This window comes from Erwinia amylovora (genome assembly GCF_017161565.1).
GTDB classification, from domain to species: domain Bacteria; phylum Pseudomonadota; class Gammaproteobacteria; order Enterobacterales; family Enterobacteriaceae; genus Erwinia; species Erwinia amylovora.
The window spans coordinates 3,675,126-3,690,786 of sequence record NZ_CP066796.1; the positions used below are offsets into that span (position 1 = coordinate 3,675,126).

Genomic DNA, 15,661 nt, shown 5'->3' on the forward strand with positions numbered 1-15,661 from the left:
TGCTCCCGTAACGACAATAACCTGTTTTTTCTCCCGCGAGCGATAACTCACGGGCGTTGCGTGGGCTTTTGCCCGTTTATGGTGATGTTTCAGGGGTCTTTTAAAAGATGGTTGAAAAAAAGAGTGCGAAAGGGAATCGTCGCGAAGAAATCTTGCAGGCACTGGCGCAAATGCTGGAGTCCAGTGATGGCAGTCAACGTATTACCACCGCCAAGCTGGCGGCGAGTGTTGGGGTCTCTGAAGCGGCACTTTATCGGCATTTTCCCAGCAAAACCAAGATGTTTGACAGCCTGATCGAGTTTATCGAAGACAGCCTGATCACGCGCATCAATCTGATTTTGAAAGACGAAAAAGAGACGATGCCCCGCCTGCGCCTGATTACCCAGTTGATATTAGGCTTTGGTGAACTGAATCCCGGTCTGACACGTATTCTGACCGGCCATGCGCTGATGTTCGAACAGGATCGCCTGCAGGGGCGAATTAACCAGCTGTTTGAGCGAATTGAGATGCAGTTGCGTCAGGTGATGCGCGAGAAAAAAATGCGTGAGGGTGAAGGCTTCACTACCGACGAAGCGCTGCTGGCCACTCAGCTGCTGGCATTCTGTGAAGGGTTACTGTCGCGCTTTGTTCGTTCCGAATTCCGCTATCGACCCACCGTTGACTTTGATGCGCGCTGGCCGCTAATGGCCGCACAATTAATCTGACGTTGATCTTGCTGCCCCGTCGCATGACGGGGACTGACTCTCTTTTTTGTCAGCCCGCCAGGGCTTTATTGCATCAAATACCGAACTCGCTGCGATAGGCGCGTACCGCCGCCAGCCGATCGGCCAATTCAGGTTTTTCTTCCAGATATGCAATCAATTCGTTCAGCGTGATGATCGAAATCACCTTGCAGCCATAATCACGTTCAACTTCCTGAATGGCCGAGATCGCACCGCGTCCACGCTCCTGACGGTCGAGGGATATCAGTACGCCGGCCAGTGTCGCCTGATTGGCTGCAATAATTTCCATCGATTCGCGAATGGCGGTTCCTGCGGTGATCACATCATCCACCAGCATGATTTTACCCTGCAGCGCGCTGCCAACCAGCGTGCCGCCCTCGCCATGATCCTTGGCTTCCTTACGGTTAAAACAGTAAGGCACATCGCGATCGTGATGATCTGCCAGCGCCACCACGGTGGTTGTGGCAATGGGGATGCCTTTGTAAGCAGGCCCAAAGACCAAATCAAAATCAATGCCCGAATCCACCAGCGCCTGAGCGTAGAAACGGCCCAGTAAAGCGAGGTCGCGTCCGGTATTGAACAGGCCTGCGTTAAAGAAATAAGGGCTTTTCCGCCCCGATTTCAGCGTGAACTCACCAAACTTCAGCACCTGCTTGTTGATAGCGAATTCGATAAATTGGCGCTGCCAGGCTTTCATGTCGTGTTCCTCAATATTCAGGCAAAAAAAGGCGACCCGGAGGTCGCCTGAAGGATCAGTGGGTTAACGCGGCTTTCTGCGCGGCAACCAGCGTATCAATACCACCTCGCGCCAGTTCCAGTAACTTCAGCAATTCTTCGTGGCTGAATGGTTCGCCCTCTGCGGTCCCCTGCACCTCAATCATGCGGCCATCTTCGGTCATGACCACATTCATATCCGTCTCGGCGGCAGAATCTTCGACATACTCCAGATCGCACAGCGCTTCACCGTTGACGATACCCACTGAAATCGCCGCCACCATGCCTTTCATCGGATTGGCCTTAAGTTTGCCGATAAAAACCAGATGGTTTAGCGCATCAGCCAGCGCCACACAGGCACCGGTGATAGAAGCTGTGCGGGTACCGCCGTCGGCCTGCAACACATCACAGTCAAGGGTAATGGTGAATTCACCCAGCGCTTTCAGGTCAATGGCTGCACGCAATGAACGGGCGATCAGGCGCTGGATCTCCAGCGTGCGCCCACCCTGTTTGCCTTTCGCCGCCTCGCGCGCGTTACGGCTGTGGGTGGCGCGTGGCAGCATGCCATATTCGGCGGTGACCCAACCTTGTCCCTGACCCTTCAGAAAGCGCGGCACGCCCTCTTCGATGGTGGCGGTGCACAATACTTTGGTATCACCGAATTCAACCAGCACCGAGCCCTCTGCATGTTTGGTGTAATGGCGAGTCAATGTGACAGGGCGCACCTGCTGTGCGCTACGGCCTGATGGACGCATAGTTTATCTCCGGCTGGCAAAACATAATTGGCTGCGCATTATACGGATTTCGCAGATGATTGCCCATCGCAGACTAAGCTAAAAGCAAGTTGTTATGCGACTGAAGACTATTTGAAGGATAAAACAGTCTGAGTCTGACTGACAGGATGTAAACCGTAGCGAAATATGGCTAAATGCCTCTCTGTTTCGATTCCGGATGCTGGAGCTGCCCATGATCTCTGTTTTCCATTTTATTCTGGCTTTGGCCGTTATCGGCTTGCTGGCGTTGCTGGCCAGTTCTGACCGCAAGAAAATCCGCCCGCGCGTACTGCTGCAACTGGTGGTTATTGAAGCAGCGCTCGCCTGGTTCTTCCTGCATGCCTCCGCCGGGCTGAAGGTGGTGACCGCGTTCTCCGGCTTCTTTGAAGTGCTGCTGAAGTATGCCGCACAGGGCACCGATTTCGTATTTGGCGGCATGAGCTCACAGGGGCTGGCATTTATCTTCCTCGGCGTACTCTGTCCTATCGTGTTTATTTCTGTACTTATCGGCATCTTGCAGCACGTAAAAATTCTGCCGGTGCTGATCAAAGTGATTGGCACCCTGTTGTCAAAAGTGAACGGAATGGGCAAACTCGAGTCGTTTAATGCTGTCAGCACCCTGATCCTCGGACAGTCGGAAAACTTCATCGCTTACAAAGGCATCCTTACCGATATTTCTCCACGCCGCCTCTACTCAATGGCCGCAGCGGCAATGTCTACCGTGTCGCTGTCAATCGTCGGGGCTTATATGTCGATGATTGAACCGCGCTACGTGGTGGCCGCGCTGATCCTCAATATGTTCAGTACATTTATTGTCCTGTCGATCATCAACCCGACGCCTGCCGGCGACGAGCCTGAAATTCGCCTGGAAAAATTGCATGAGGATCAGAGCTTCTTTGAGATGCTCGGCGAGTATATTCTGGCCGGTTTTAAAGTCGCGATGATTATTCTGGCGATGCTGATCGGGTTTATTGCGCTGATTGCGGCGGTGAACGCCGTGTTTACAACCCTTTTCGGCTTCAGTTTCCAGCAGATCCTCGGCTACCTCTTCTGGCCATTTGCCTGGCTGATTGGCATTTCGACGGCCGATGCCCTGCCAGCCGCCAGTATTATGGCGACCAAGCTGGTGACAAACGAGTTTGTCGCGATGATCGAACTGAAAAAAATCGCCGCAGAGCTGTCGCCGCGCGGCCTGGGCATTCTGTCAGTCTTCCTGGTTTCTTTCGCTAACTTTGCCTCAATCGGCATTGTGGCCGGGGCGATTAAAGGATTGAACGAACAGCAGGGCAATGTGGTATCGCGTTTCGGCCTGAAGCTGATTTATGGTTCCACGCTGGTTAGCCTGCTGTCAGCAGCTTTCGCCGGACTGGTACTTTAACAATGCCACCCGGCGTATGCGCGCCGGGTCATCTTCAGAAAGCGACACAGACCGGGTTATCAACCCGCATCACGGCGTCTTGAGCAAAACGCTGTTTATACAGCGTGCGTAGCGCTTCAATCCCCTGTTCACTGGTTTGATCCGCCGCATGGATCAGCAACAATGCTTTGCTGTTTTCCCGCGCCAGCTGGCCATCATTGCCCATCCACTGTCCCTTTGCGGCGAATATTGTAAGTCCATCCTTAAAGCGCGGCGTCACCTGCTCGTCAACAAAAGACTGCCACTCTGCTTCGGTAATCGCCGTACCCTGCGGGCGATTAAGGCCAAAATAGAGTGTGGATTGCGTCATCGCATCTCCCCTGGCACAGGCCGCCCACGGAGATGAGATAAGCTGGCTCGTCGGAGAGCTACAGCCCGACAAAGCCAATAGCATGAGGATAGAAAGCATTATGCGCGACGTCATCAGTACTCCTGGTTTAAGGGTTTTACTGTCAGCATCTTAAGCCCTGAGCGATCAAACGTCAGCCAAAACGCCGTCATTTAAGCGAATGCCTGTTAAGCCAGCGCCTGCATCGCTATAATCTGCACATCTTTCCCTGACACGGTACGCAATATGATCCGCAGCATGACCGCCTACGCCCGGCGCGAAACCAAAGGCGAATGGGGCAGCGCAGCCTGGGAGCTGCGTTCTGTCAACCAGCGCTATCTTGAAACCTATATCCGCCTGCCGGAACAGTTCCGCGGTCTTGAACCGGTGGTGCGCGAACGCATTCGCAACCGTCTGACGCGCGGAAAAATCGAAGTTAATCTGCGTTTTGACGCCGACCCGCGCGCGCAAAGCGCGCTGGTGCTGAACGAAAAGCTGGCGGTTCAGCTGGTACAGGCGGCAAACTGGGTGAAGATGCAGAGCGATGAGGGGGAAATCAACCCGGTCGATATTTTGCGCTGGCCAGGCGTGATGTCCGCAGAGGAACAGGATCTGGACGCCATTTCCGCCCAGCTGCTGACCGCGCTGGATGCCGCCATCGATGAGTTTATTATCGCTCGCGAAAGTGAAGGTGCAGCGCTTAAAGCGCTGATCGAGCAGCGCCTGCAAGGCGTTAGCGCCGAAGTGATCAAAGTACGTGCGCATATGCCGGATGTGCTGAAATGGCAGCGTGAACGCCTGCTCAGCCGCCTGGAAGATGCGCAGATACAGCTGGAAAACAACCGTCTGGAACAGGAGCTGGTGATGCTGGCCCAGCGCGTTGACGTGGCGGAAGAGCTGGACCGACTGGAAGCGCACGTAAAAGAAACCTATAACATTTTGAAAAAGAAGGAAGCCGTCGGCCGCCGTCTCGACTTTATGATGCAGGAGTTCAACCGCGAGTCGAACACCCTCGGTTCTAAATCGATCAATGCCGAAATCACCGCATCGGCCATCGAGCTGAAGGTGCTGATTGAGCAAATGAGAGAACAGATTCAGAATATCGAGTAAATACCAACACCGCCCATTATTATCCGCAAGCCCATGTTAAATGGGCTTTTTTATAGTATATAAATTCCACTAATGAACATGTTGCTCCGCTTAAATCCAAGAAATATCGGGGGGGTAGAATGGGGGTAATTTGCTTTACTAGAAAAATATAACAGTCTATAACCAGATACCCCCCACTAAAAATGACAGGTCAGGTATATGGGTTCATTAACAGCAAAAGCCGTTCAGTCTCTGATAAAAGCAGGCGGAGTTGGTAAGTTTGGAGATGAGCGAGGTTTATACCTGAAAATCCCCTCCAAGGGTGAACCATACTGGATGCTGAGATACACAGCACACACAAAGAGACGGGAAATCACTTTAGGTAAGGTTTCTATAGTGTCACTCGCAGAAGCCCGTAGCCTTGCAGAAGATGTTCGCAAAAAGGTTATAGCTGGAGATGACCCTATCGCGGAAAGAAAGCTAAACAGACCTAAAGCACTGACTACAGTGAATGAGCTGTTTGAAGACTGGCATAAAGATCTTGTTAAAAGATTAAAATATCCGGGCATACCAGAAAGAGTTTATAGAAAAGATATCGCACCAACGATTGGTGGACTCTCTTTGATGAAAGTTACTCCCATAGATGTTCGTTCTATCATCCAGAAAATTACTGCGAGTGACAGACCAACTATCGCAAATGATGCCCTTCTCTACATGAAACAGCTCTTCAATCATGGTATCAAACTCGGTCTTGTTCAGAACAATCCCGCCACAGCATTCCGAGTAAACGATGCTGGAGGAATTGAAAAGAGCAGAGAAAGAGCACTGAGCCTGGATGAGATTGCTCATGTTTTTAAAGTGTTCAGAGAACACTCTGACAGCTTCTCTCGTGATAATTATCTGGCCTGTGCACTTCTATTGCTTCTTGCTGTTCGTAAAAGTGAGCTAACGGAAGCACCTTGGTCCGAATCTGATTTAAAAGAGAAAAAATGGTCTTTACCAAAAGAAAGAAGCAAGTCTGGTGTAGGAATCGCCATCCCACTTGCTCCTCTCGCTATTGAGATTTTAGAAGAGTTAAAGGTAAGAGCATGGGATTCGCCTTATGTCTTCCCTAATCGCCGGACAAGTAAAAATCAGCACATGGGAAAAGACACTCTTAACAGAGCCATAGCGAAGTTGTTCGGGGTTGAACCTGGCAAGAAGAAGAAACCAAAAAACGTTATGGGCGATATTGAATATTTCACTGTCCATGACCTGAGAAGAACCAGTCGGAGCCTGCTTGCTTCACTAACTGTTCCACCACATGTGGCCGAGCGGTGTTTGAACCATAAACTCAAAGGAGTCGAAGGGATTTATGACAGATATGACTATTTTGAGGAAAGAAAAGAGGCATTACAGAAAGTAGATTATGCAATTAGAGCAATCATTTACAAGTCAAACTAAAGCAAGATTTATAAAAATCAATAATTTTTAACAAGATTGAATAAAGACTCTGCAAGCTCAGACTCTTCATTTTCAAGGTCTGGGTTAGAGAGATCTATAAAATATTCATAGACATTAATTTTTAAAGTGTCGCCAACATCACCGATCTTTCTCATCTTTTCCCCATTATGATTTTCAGGTCTTGGAGAAATCAGCACTGTATATTTACAATCAAAAGAAACAGCATGGCTTATTATTTGATATCTATCTGTATCTTTTGTCTTGCTTTTATATTTAGCATCTGCAATTAAAAGAGTGCTTTCACCTTTTTTAATGATCACATCAGGCTTAGCATCTCCAGTGGCAAGACTTTGCGCATTGAAAAATTTCTTCTTACCATCAGTATTCCCATCTTTAACAGAAAGTTCAGGATGATTATTTAAAAAGTACTCTTTCAAAAACACAAATAAATACTTCTCAAATATTGTTTCCATGTCTATATAGTAAGAGTTAAGAAATACATTTTCCTCTGTTAGCTCAAAACTTATCCCTTTCTTAGAAAGAATAAGCTCTGCGGATTTTACTATATTTTTATAATAATTTCTTATAATTCCAAAATCATTGTAAGGATTATATAGATTTAGAGGATTAGATCCTTGAAAACTTTTTACTCCATCAAACATTTCTAAGAAAAACACATTATCCTGTATTAGCTTTTTTAGTTCACGATGATTTCTTCTTAGCTCAACCAAGCTTTGAAAAAGTGCACACTTAATAAATTTATTGACATCATTGTCAGGTGTGAACTTATCAAAATCCACAGATGCTTTGTGAAACATCCCTTTAGACCATAATTTTTTTATTGAATGAGATACATTCAACTTTCCTTTAATATTAGAGCTGATCGCATTCCTCTTAATAAAGTCTTTTAATAATCCATTCTCATATAAGGCTTTCATTTCTCTGATGAAGCATTCGATCAAAAACTTAAAAGTGATGTTAGAATCAACAGCACTTTCACTATAATGCCTGTTGAAAAATGTCAAAGCCTGAAGGTATTCTCCCGAGGTAAGGATCATACGGTTAATATTACCAATTGAAAACTTCGGTTTAATATCAATTGCTAAACTTTCATTTATTGGAATCAGACCAATATATTTACCTGAAAAAAGAATAAGAGCATTGTTTTTCGGTTTATAATCAATGCTGAAAAAATTTCTTATTTCAGGATAAATGTCGAGCTTATTCCCATTTTTGACTATGAGATTAATATCTACATTAACTTCTGTTCTTTCCTTGGCTTCAATGATCATCATTTAATTTCATCCTTGAATTCTTCATCTAAGATGTCCATAAAAAGTTGTTTCAATTCAGTATAAGTTTCGGGATTGAATTTAAACATCTTGGAAAAAATAAATTTAAGTTTATGATTCCATAGCAGAAGTAAATCATCGTCAGATTCGATATTTTTGAAGTAAGTATGACCAAAACCATGAGTTGATAGCTCATTACTCCTGCTAAAGAAAAGTAATATTTTACCAATCTTTTCCCCAGACAAAAGATTTTGTTGGAGTATAGACCTCAAAATATTTTGACTTGGCTCCATTTCGATAATTTCAAATCGCCTTTCCATAGCTGAATCAAGTTCCACAACCGAACGGTCGTATGGATTCATGGTGGCAAATATTACTATATTTTGAGGGATAGAAAAATGTTCCTCAGAATAAGGCAAAATAAAACTTATGTCTCTATAGTCTGGTTCTATATAAGTAAGAAGCTCGCCAAAGATCTTACTCGGTTCACCTCGACTAAACTCATCAATTATAAGGAAATATGAGTTATCTATATCTTCCCGTGCTCTTTTGCAAATTTCTAAGAAAATTTTATGTTTTGGTTTAAATAAAGGTTCAGAGCTATTTATTGCTCCATTAGGAACTAATCCTTCAATGAAGTCCTCATATGAGTATGATGGATGGAATTGAATCCTCTCAATGCGTCTCATATCTGAAGAAGTTAACTTCAAGGCTATTTTCAAAGCATACCAAGTTTTACTTGTACCTGGAGGTCCTGAGAAAAGAATGCCTTTAGCTCCCTTACTTAATAATTTTTGAGTAATAATAAGAATAGGATCGTCATCGTTTAAGTTGTCTTCTAAAACGAGAATATCTTTTTCTGATAGTATTGATTTATCTTCGACAGAAGCAAATTCCACTTTGTTTTCGATTTGATCAATAACTCTTTCATCTTTAATAACTTCAACATAAAATTTGTTTGGGGAAAAATAATCATCTTTTATGTTAGTAAAGAACAAATTTACATCATTCAAATCTGGAACTAATGATTTATAAACATCGGCAGTAAAATTATTTCTAAGATAAAGTTCAATTATTCCAAGTATTGTTTCATTTGGAGATTTTATATCATCAATATTGATTCCCTCCCCTCTCATAAGCCAAATGCATAGTGCTACTTTGATAGAATCAATGTTATATGATTTTTCCAGAGTATTTTTAACATTTTCTTGTATAGCTATATTTTCATATGCGAGCTTAAGCAGGGGTGCAGGCCTTCCAGGATAATTTATAACTTGTGAACGACTATAAGCTAAACGGGTGGTGTAAAAATTACTACCAATTCCATAATCTTTTTTTACATCAAATTCTGAGTTAAAGTCTTTTGTATATAATCCTTGAGAGTCCAGGGATACAACCTCCCCAACGGTTTTAATGAATTCGTCACGATATTCAGAACCAACTTTCATGTCAATTTCATTTTGGTCAGTTCTTTTCAGAAGCATAGAAGTAGCTAAGAGATATCTCAAACCACTAATTTTTTCCATACGAGATTTTCCATTTGAAGAATCAATTTTTTTGATACCTTCAAAACTCTTCCTTATGACATCTTCAGAAAAAAACATATATATATTCCTTTAAAAAAGAGCTAAGCTAACTTTTTGAACATGTATAGGCTGATTAACATTTAGGTGAGTGCTTTCAACCATAGTTCTTTGTATTTTGGATAGCTCTACTTTGTGTATGTAATTTTTTATTTGCTCTGCAATCTTTCTTCCAATTAGTGGAGGCACTGCATTACCTATTTGCTGATATTTTGACTTTATACTTCTACCTTCAAAAACAAAATCGTCAGGGAAAGTCTGGAAACGAGCGATCTCTCTGACCGAATAAATTCGGTCCTCTACAGGATGCCAAACTCCAGCATTCTCAGGTTTAAATGCGGCCGTAATTGTGCCTTGAATTTCATGCAAATCATATCTTCTGAAAAAGTTTGGATAATGGTATCGGGGCATGTCATCCCGAATTTTTTTCCAACGATCTGGTAACAATTCATATGGAATGTTTTTCCAAGAACCACCTGCTGGAATCATAGAGCCGTAATGAAGTGCTTGAGGATTTAGTTTCATCAGCTCATTTTGGTTTGGAAGTTCATCAGTAATACCTGCCAGAGTTTTAGCCAAAGTGAGATCCTTGTTCATCTCAACTTCAGGGAAAATATATGGTAAATATTCTAAATCTTTAATGGCAATCAATATTACTCGGATCCTGTTTTGCGGAACCCCAAAATGGCTGAAATTAACGAGTCTATACATCACATGGTATCCTAAAGAATTAGTGAGTGTATCTACGATCTCATCAATCAGCTTGCCATTTTCAACTTTTGTACTCAGCAGACCTCTAACATTCTCAAAAACAACGACCTTAGGTGATAGTTTTTTGATAAATTTAAATGTCTGCTTATAGAGTTGACCTCTTGGATCATTTATACCTTTTCGTGAGCCAGCATTAGAGAAAGGCTGACAAGGAAAACCAGCAGTCAAAACATCCAAATTTTTAACATCTGGGACATCAAGAGTAGTAACATCCCCGTGAATAATATCACCAATATTTCGCTTATAAGTCAAGCAAGCATCAGCATCAAAATCATTAGCCCAAACAACATCATAGCCTGCTTGAACAAAGCCTAAATCCATGCCACCACAACCTGAAAACATCGAAACGACAGTGGGTTTATTAACTCCTTCAAATTTCATTGATAATTGTACTCCAGACACTATGATTGTAATGCATTACTATAGCATAATGCTGTCATTTTATACAGTGGATTTTCATGTCTTCGTTCATTTATCGACCAATTCTTTAACAAGGAAACTATCATGAGTAATGCTACTAAAGAACCATCAATAGTCGATTTATTTTTCCAAGCACTGAGCTTTTCGGATTACTTTTTTATTGCCCTATTCTTTTTACTTCTTTGGTGGGTAATAGAAGTTCACAAATCAGATTATAGCAAAGATAAAGCAATCAAGTTCAAACTGGCAAGTTTCCTTGCCGTGATTGTGCTTTTAATTAATGTGGCAAACATATATTCAGTTATTAATAATTCACCAACTACAATCGGAAAAACTCATAACAGCTTCGGCGACATGTAATAATCATGTTATTTTCGATATAAGATAAACCAAATAAAATAGAGCAATAAAATTAGACAATACCAATAAGTATACTTCGGCACTATATTTATTTTTTAAAAATTTCATATTAACCCTCCTTTCTTTTTAGATTTTGAATATCACTTGAAGTTTATTTATCAAGTTTAAACTTAGATAGATTAAAAATTATTCTTAGCAAGGGCTAACTCAGCGAAGCTGAGTTTCCCTTGTTTTTCTTCCTTGTAGTCAGAAAAAGAAAAACCAACATCAAATTAACACCTAAGCCATTGACAGACTTGCATATTATGCTATTCGTTATAGACAGCATACGGATTTGCTGTCCATCTAATATCAAAAGGAGTTGATATGAAAAATTTTAATAATATATTTGATGACGATTTTCCCTCGTCTTTCACCAACAATGGTGAATCTAAGAAACTTCCCCAGAATCGCATTCGCAGGCATACCGTTACTGTTCGTTTAAATGATATAGAACTTGCGAGAGTAAATATTTTGAGAAATCAGCTCAGCAAAAGCTGTTGGCTGAGAAGCTCAGCTCTTCAGCAACTCCCTCCAACAGTTCCAGAACCCAACAAAGAAGCCTGGCAAGAGCTTACCCACTCACTACAGAAGCTTAATGATCTTGGATCATTCCTGCTTCGTAAAGGAACAGATGCTCAGCTTCTGTCGCATGAAGTAACTGTTTTGAAGTTAAAGCTGTCGCATGTAAGAGATGCTCTACTAACACTCGACAAGTGACCACTATTGATGAAGGGCATGAATAGAATAAAAAGAGGTAAGAGCTTCTGGGGTGTCATCTCGTATGCTCTTGCCCCTGCTACTCATCACTCCACCCCTCCTGTTCTGATAGGAGGTAACCTGGTAGGCATTACAGTAGACGAGCTGACAGCAGAGTTCGCAAGAACTCAGAATCTGAGAGAAGATGTTGAGAAACCTGTTTGGCACAATTCTCTAAGATTACCCACAGGCGAGACTCTTACAAAACAGGAGTGGATAGCTATCGCTGACGATTACATGAAGCGAATGGGCTTCTGCGACACTCATCTTCGCTGTTATTTTCTTCATGACGACGAAGCTGGTCAGCACATACATATCATTGCTTCCCGCATAAATGTTTTGGCAAATGGCCAACTCTATCTTGGCAGGAACGAGAACCTCATCAGCACTCGTATCATTCAAGAGCTTGAACGAGATCATCAGCTCACCAGAACGAAAGGTCCTTGTCCTGCTAAACAGCCCCAGAAGCAAAAGTGTAGTGGTCAACAAAAACTGGCCACAGCTTTAGAGTTTTTCCAGAACAATCGTTCTGATTCATTCGGCGTCAAACCACCATTATATTGATGAGGTCTGAGCTGGCTGTAATATCCTGTGATGTAATTCGTTATTGCCGTGCTGGCTTCGCTAAAATTCGCCTAGCCATTATCCGGTACCCACTCTGTTTTCAGGCTTCTGAAGAACCGTTCCATTGGGCTGTTATCCCGGCAATTTCCCCGGCGACTCAGGCTTTGCTTTATCTGATATCTCCACAGTAACTGTTTGAAATTCCTGCTGGTATAGTGGCTGCCTTGGTCCGAGTGATACAGTTAATTAGCCGGCTTTCCTCGCGCTTCCCAGGCCATGGACAGCGCTTTAGCTGTCAATGCAGAATCCGGGAAAAATGACATCGCCCAGCCAACCGGTTTACGGGAAAACAAATCGAGTACAACAGCCAGATAAACCCAGCGTTTTCCCGTCCAGATATAAGTCACATCACCGCACCAAGCCTGATTAGGCTCGGTAACAGCAAACTGGCGATCCAGATAATTAGGGATCTCAATGTGTTCCTTAGACGCCTTCTTATAACGATGGCCAGGTCGCTGACAGCTGATAATATTGAGCGCTTTCATCAGCTTTGTTGCCCGCCAGCGGCTCAGTTTTATACCTTGGGTGGTGACCATTGCGGCAATGCTTCGCGCTCCTGCTGAACCGTTACTTTCGCGATAAACTTCACGCACAAGGCTCAGTAATGCCACTCTCGTGGCGTCAGGCTTCCTGGGCTGCCGCCAGTATTTATAACTGCTGCGATGAACCCCAAACACGTTGCACACAACGGCAACAGGAAACCGCGCCCTGAGTTTCTCAACGAATGAGAATTGTTCAGTGAGTCTGACATCAAGAGCGCGGTAGCCTTTTTTAATATATCCCTTTCCATTTCAACGCGTTGAAGTCTTTTCTTCAACTCACGTATCTCAATCTGCTCAGGTGTCATGGGTGAAGCTATGGGTGATTTTCCCGTTCGCTCTTCTTTCAGTTGTCGAACCCATTTATCCATCGTGGATTTGCCGACATTCATCGCAGTGGCAGCGGCGGCAACGGTGTAATGCTGATCGAGTACAAGCTGGGCAGCCTCGAGGCGAAACTCGGGGCTGAAATTGCGTCTGTTACGTCCGGTCATAATGTCACCTGTTTTGACTATGGTGATGATATCACCTCTATTCAGGTGGCCAAATTCACTATGCCACTACACTTTATCCTCTGCATGCCCTTCATGAGGAATGGACACTCCAGATTTCAGTAGATAGCAGACGTGAGCGAAGATCGCTGATTTGGCGTTTCACCACAAATATCTCTGTTTTGGTCAGTGGGCTGCATGCTTGCTTTGAATTGAGGTGGTTTAAGAGCTCGTTGAGCTTTTGATTAATCTCACCAAACTTTTGCCAGGCGCTTCGATTAATTTCTGGTACGACAGCAGGCTGGTTTTTCATGAAGCACATGCGAAGCCACTCCCCCTTTGCGTGTTGTTTTCGCTCTTGGTCAAGCTTTACGAGCTCTGAATTATTAAGTCTGACACTGACACAATGAATGCGCAGATTTTCAATAAGCGGAGGGTTATAATCATTCATAGGAACTCCTTTCCTGTATTTAAGCATAATCCGTATGCTTAACTATTTATATTCGATAGCTAAATTTTATCAAGAACTGGAATTTGACTTACCTTTTGCAATCGAAGAGCAGAAAAAGCAAGGACGCTCAGCTTCGCTGAGTTAGACCTTGCTTTCAAAAATTATTTTGCAGATGCAACAGTAACTGTTAGTCCACGCTGCGAAAGATTTGAATACATATTAATCAAGTTCACCTTGCTAAAGAAAGGCAATCCTTTTAATAATTCATGAGGATCACATCCAAGAACTAATAGCACAACTTCAAATTGGCTACTATTGATTTTCTTAGCAGGAATTAATCGCATAGCAGCTTTTCCATGATGCTCTCTAATTACTTCTCTGGCCGCTGCTCTAAACTCTTCGTCACCGAGTATCAGTTCAGAAGCAACACTTGCTTGTGCGAAAAGATGGCTCAAACCGGAAGATCCGCCCTTACGATGTTTTGCATGAATCAATATTTTATTTTTAACATCAGCTAAGTCACACAGCTCAATGGAAGTCGTGGCCCGACTGCTTTTTACCAACTTTCTGTCCATTAATATATAATTATTGCTTTTAGCTATCCGTTCATTATATTCCCCCTCTGACTCTAGCTTTACTACTTTCGTAGTTTGATCAAGGGTTCTTATTAAATCAGGGAATGACTTTGAATGTGTTTTTATAGCCTTTAATTCTTTTTCAACGTATTCCGAAAAATTCTTTCTTATTTCGAACCACTGTCCTAAAAATAACATATACCTAGTTTTATTTTCTACTATCTCGAAACTCAAACACTTATACATTGAAAAACTTTCAACCTCAGCCTCTTGGTTGTTGAATGCAAAAAGCTTATCTCTTTTAATTTTTTCAATATCTAAATTTGAGTAATCAACAGCATTAAAGTAAACAGACTTATCTATGCTATAGGAAATGACACCTTTTGCTCTTGTATAACTGAAATATTCAACATCCTTATCAGTCATAATTTCTGGCACAATAATTGAAATGTCTTCATGTTTTTTACTTTTTATCTTTTTTAATAAAACCCCATCTAAACCTTCAATTTTATTTTGCTTTCTTACTTTTTTTAAGTTATCAACCCAAGAGAATTTTTCCAGATATTCCTTACCATCATAGTAGCCTAAACATTCTTCGAGGTAAGAAACTAAATCTTCTGGCTCTAACTCTATCTTAACTTGTAATGAATTATCACCTCCACAAATTTTTTTAAAAGAAACTTCATCTAAGGGCGACCCCGTTACCGCTCTTAAAATATCTTTTGATATGTCTACTCCAAACATTGATATTTCAGTATCTAAAGAGGCTTGTGTCTTTTTTTGCACAGGGGAATCATCGATTGTGAATGTATCCACGCTTCTTAAAGAATCAGGTTTAAGCATGTTTAAAGCTGACTTTATACCAAAATCAGAAACAAAATAAGATTGTTCTAATAAACTCCTTCCATATCCAAAAGTTATAGCAAATATTCTTGATTTATATTTTATAATTAATACAGCCGAGCTAGATCTGGTGATTAGACTATCAATCTTATCTCCGGCAAATTCTTCAAAAAATTCTTTCCATTTAGGGGTATTATCCTGAACATCTTTTATAAAACATTTTCCCTTTACTCCTTTAACACCTTTAAGTGGATACTCCTTGCAAACTTTTGAGAGGAAAAAACTATAATCTTTAGAGGAATATTTATCCTCTGCTAAAAATATATTGAGTGCCATCATCTTTTTGGACATAATAACCTCAGGATTTTATAAATAAACATTCTAATAACTTATAATCAAGTTAATATTCTGAAATATGCCCTAGTTTA

14 protein-coding genes and 2 pseudogenes are annotated in these 15,661 nt (G+C 42.5%); 7 read left to right on the forward strand and 9 right to left on the reverse strand.

Translation table 11 applies throughout. The annotated features are described in order from the left end of the window. The first annotated feature begins 107 nt into the window (after nucleotides 1-107). Entirely contained in the window at nucleotides 108-704 is a 597-nt protein-coding gene (gene slmA / locus JGC47_RS16770) for a nucleoid occlusion factor SlmA (RefSeq protein ID WP_004154793.1), read from the forward strand. Between the two features lie 73 nt (nucleotides 705-777). Here the strand turns inward: slmA and pyrE are convergent, their stop codons facing one another. Together pyrE and rph are read right to left on the reverse strand one after the other, a co-directional pair. Beyond that, nucleotides 778-1,419, reverse strand: coding sequence for an orotate phosphoribosyltransferase (pyrE, locus tag JGC47_RS16775; protein WP_004154792.1), 642 nt, complete (start codon nucleotides 1,417-1,419; stop codon nucleotides 778-780). A 55-nt stretch (nucleotides 1,420-1,474) separates the two neighbouring features. After that, nucleotides 1,475-2,191, reverse strand: coding sequence for a ribonuclease PH (rph, locus tag JGC47_RS16780; protein WP_004154791.1), 717 nt, complete (start codon nucleotides 2,189-2,191; stop codon nucleotides 1,475-1,477). Between the two features lie 211 nt (nucleotides 2,192-2,402). Between rph and JGC47_RS16785 the strand changes: the two genes are divergently transcribed. Beyond that, nucleotides 2,403-3,587, forward strand: coding sequence for a NupC/NupG family nucleoside CNT transporter (locus tag JGC47_RS16785; protein WP_004154788.1), 1,185 nt, complete (start codon nucleotides 2,403-2,405; stop codon nucleotides 3,585-3,587). A 34-nt stretch (nucleotides 3,588-3,621) separates the two neighbouring features. On the opposite strand, the gene JGC47_RS16790 is transcribed toward JGC47_RS16785, so the two are convergent. Then, nucleotides 3,622-4,050: a DUF3574 domain-containing protein gene (locus JGC47_RS16790; protein ID WP_004154786.1), complete on the reverse strand. Its 429-nt coding sequence runs from the start codon at nucleotides 4,048-4,050 to the stop codon at nucleotides 3,622-3,624. Nucleotides 4,051-4,200: 150 nt separating this feature from the next. On the opposite strand from JGC47_RS16790, the gene JGC47_RS16795 reads away from it, so the two are divergent. Continuing rightward, nucleotides 4,201-5,064: a YicC/YloC family endoribonuclease gene (locus tag JGC47_RS16795; RefSeq protein ID WP_004154785.1), complete on the forward strand. Its 864-nt coding sequence runs from the start codon at nucleotides 4,201-4,203 to the stop codon at nucleotides 5,062-5,064. Between the two features lie 198 nt (nucleotides 5,065-5,262). Continuing rightward, nucleotides 5,263-6,486, forward strand: a complete 1,224-nt coding sequence (locus tag JGC47_RS16800) for a tyrosine-type recombinase/integrase (RefSeq protein ID WP_013034823.1) — start codon at nucleotides 5,263-5,265, stop codon at nucleotides 6,484-6,486. A 17-nt stretch (nucleotides 6,487-6,503) separates the two neighbouring features. On the opposite strand, the gene JGC47_RS16805 is transcribed toward JGC47_RS16800, so the two are convergent. Genes JGC47_RS16805 through JGC47_RS16815 form a run of 3 tightly spaced genes read right to left on the reverse strand, consistent with a single transcriptional unit; the run spans nucleotide 6,504 to nucleotide 10,513 of the window. Next, nucleotides 6,504-7,781: an McrC family protein gene (locus JGC47_RS16805; RefSeq protein ID WP_004154783.1), complete on the reverse strand. Its 1,278-nt coding sequence runs from the start codon at nucleotides 7,779-7,781 to the stop codon at nucleotides 6,504-6,506. Beyond that, the gene (locus JGC47_RS16810; protein WP_004154782.1) at nucleotides 7,778-9,382 is read right to left on the reverse strand and encodes an McrB family protein; all 1,605 of its coding nucleotides are present in this window, start codon (nucleotides 9,380-9,382) and stop codon (nucleotides 7,778-7,780) included. The genes JGC47_RS16805 and JGC47_RS16810 overlap by 4 nt, the downstream gene beginning before the upstream one ends. A gap of 12 nt (nucleotides 9,383-9,394) precedes the next feature. Next, entirely contained in the window at nucleotides 9,395-10,513 is a 1,119-nt protein-coding gene (locus JGC47_RS16815; protein ID WP_004154781.1) for a DNA cytosine methyltransferase, read from the reverse strand. Nucleotides 10,514-10,636: 123 nt separating this feature from the next. On the opposite strand from JGC47_RS16815, the gene JGC47_RS16820 reads away from it, so the two are divergent. From JGC47_RS16820 to JGC47_RS16830, 3 genes and pseudogenes are all read left to right on the forward strand, one after another. Beyond that, the gene (locus JGC47_RS16820; RefSeq protein ID WP_024015126.1) at nucleotides 10,637-10,912 is read left to right on the forward strand and encodes a hypothetical protein; all 276 of its coding nucleotides are present in this window, start codon (nucleotides 10,637-10,639) and stop codon (nucleotides 10,910-10,912) included. A gap of 366 nt (nucleotides 10,913-11,278) precedes the next feature. After that, nucleotides 11,279-11,671, forward strand: a complete 393-nt coding sequence (locus JGC47_RS16825) for a hypothetical protein (RefSeq protein ID WP_004154780.1) — start codon at nucleotides 11,279-11,281, stop codon at nucleotides 11,669-11,671. A gap of 9 nt (nucleotides 11,672-11,680) precedes the next feature. Then, nucleotides 11,681-12,184, forward strand: a pseudogene (locus JGC47_RS16830) (relaxase/mobilization nuclease domain-containing protein); the annotation flags it as partial. Nucleotides 12,185-12,192: 8 nt separating this feature from the next. On the opposite strand, the pseudogene JGC47_RS16835 reads toward JGC47_RS16830, so the two are convergent. The 3 genes and pseudogenes from JGC47_RS16835 to JGC47_RS16845 form a co-directional block, all read right to left on the reverse strand. Then, nucleotides 12,193-13,367 (reverse strand): annotated as a pseudogene (locus JGC47_RS16835) (IS3 family transposase). 91 nt (nucleotides 13,368-13,458) lie between these two features. Beyond that, the gene (locus JGC47_RS16840) at nucleotides 13,459-13,815 is read right to left on the reverse strand and encodes a hypothetical protein (protein ID WP_013035748.1); all 357 of its coding nucleotides are present in this window, start codon (nucleotides 13,813-13,815) and stop codon (nucleotides 13,459-13,461) included. A 161-nt stretch (nucleotides 13,816-13,976) separates the two neighbouring features. Beyond that, the gene (locus JGC47_RS16845) at nucleotides 13,977-15,584 is read right to left on the reverse strand and encodes a TIGR04141 family sporadically distributed protein (protein ID WP_004154777.1); all 1,608 of its coding nucleotides are present in this window, start codon (nucleotides 15,582-15,584) and stop codon (nucleotides 13,977-13,979) included. Between the last annotated feature and the right edge of the window lie 77 nt (nucleotides 15,585-15,661).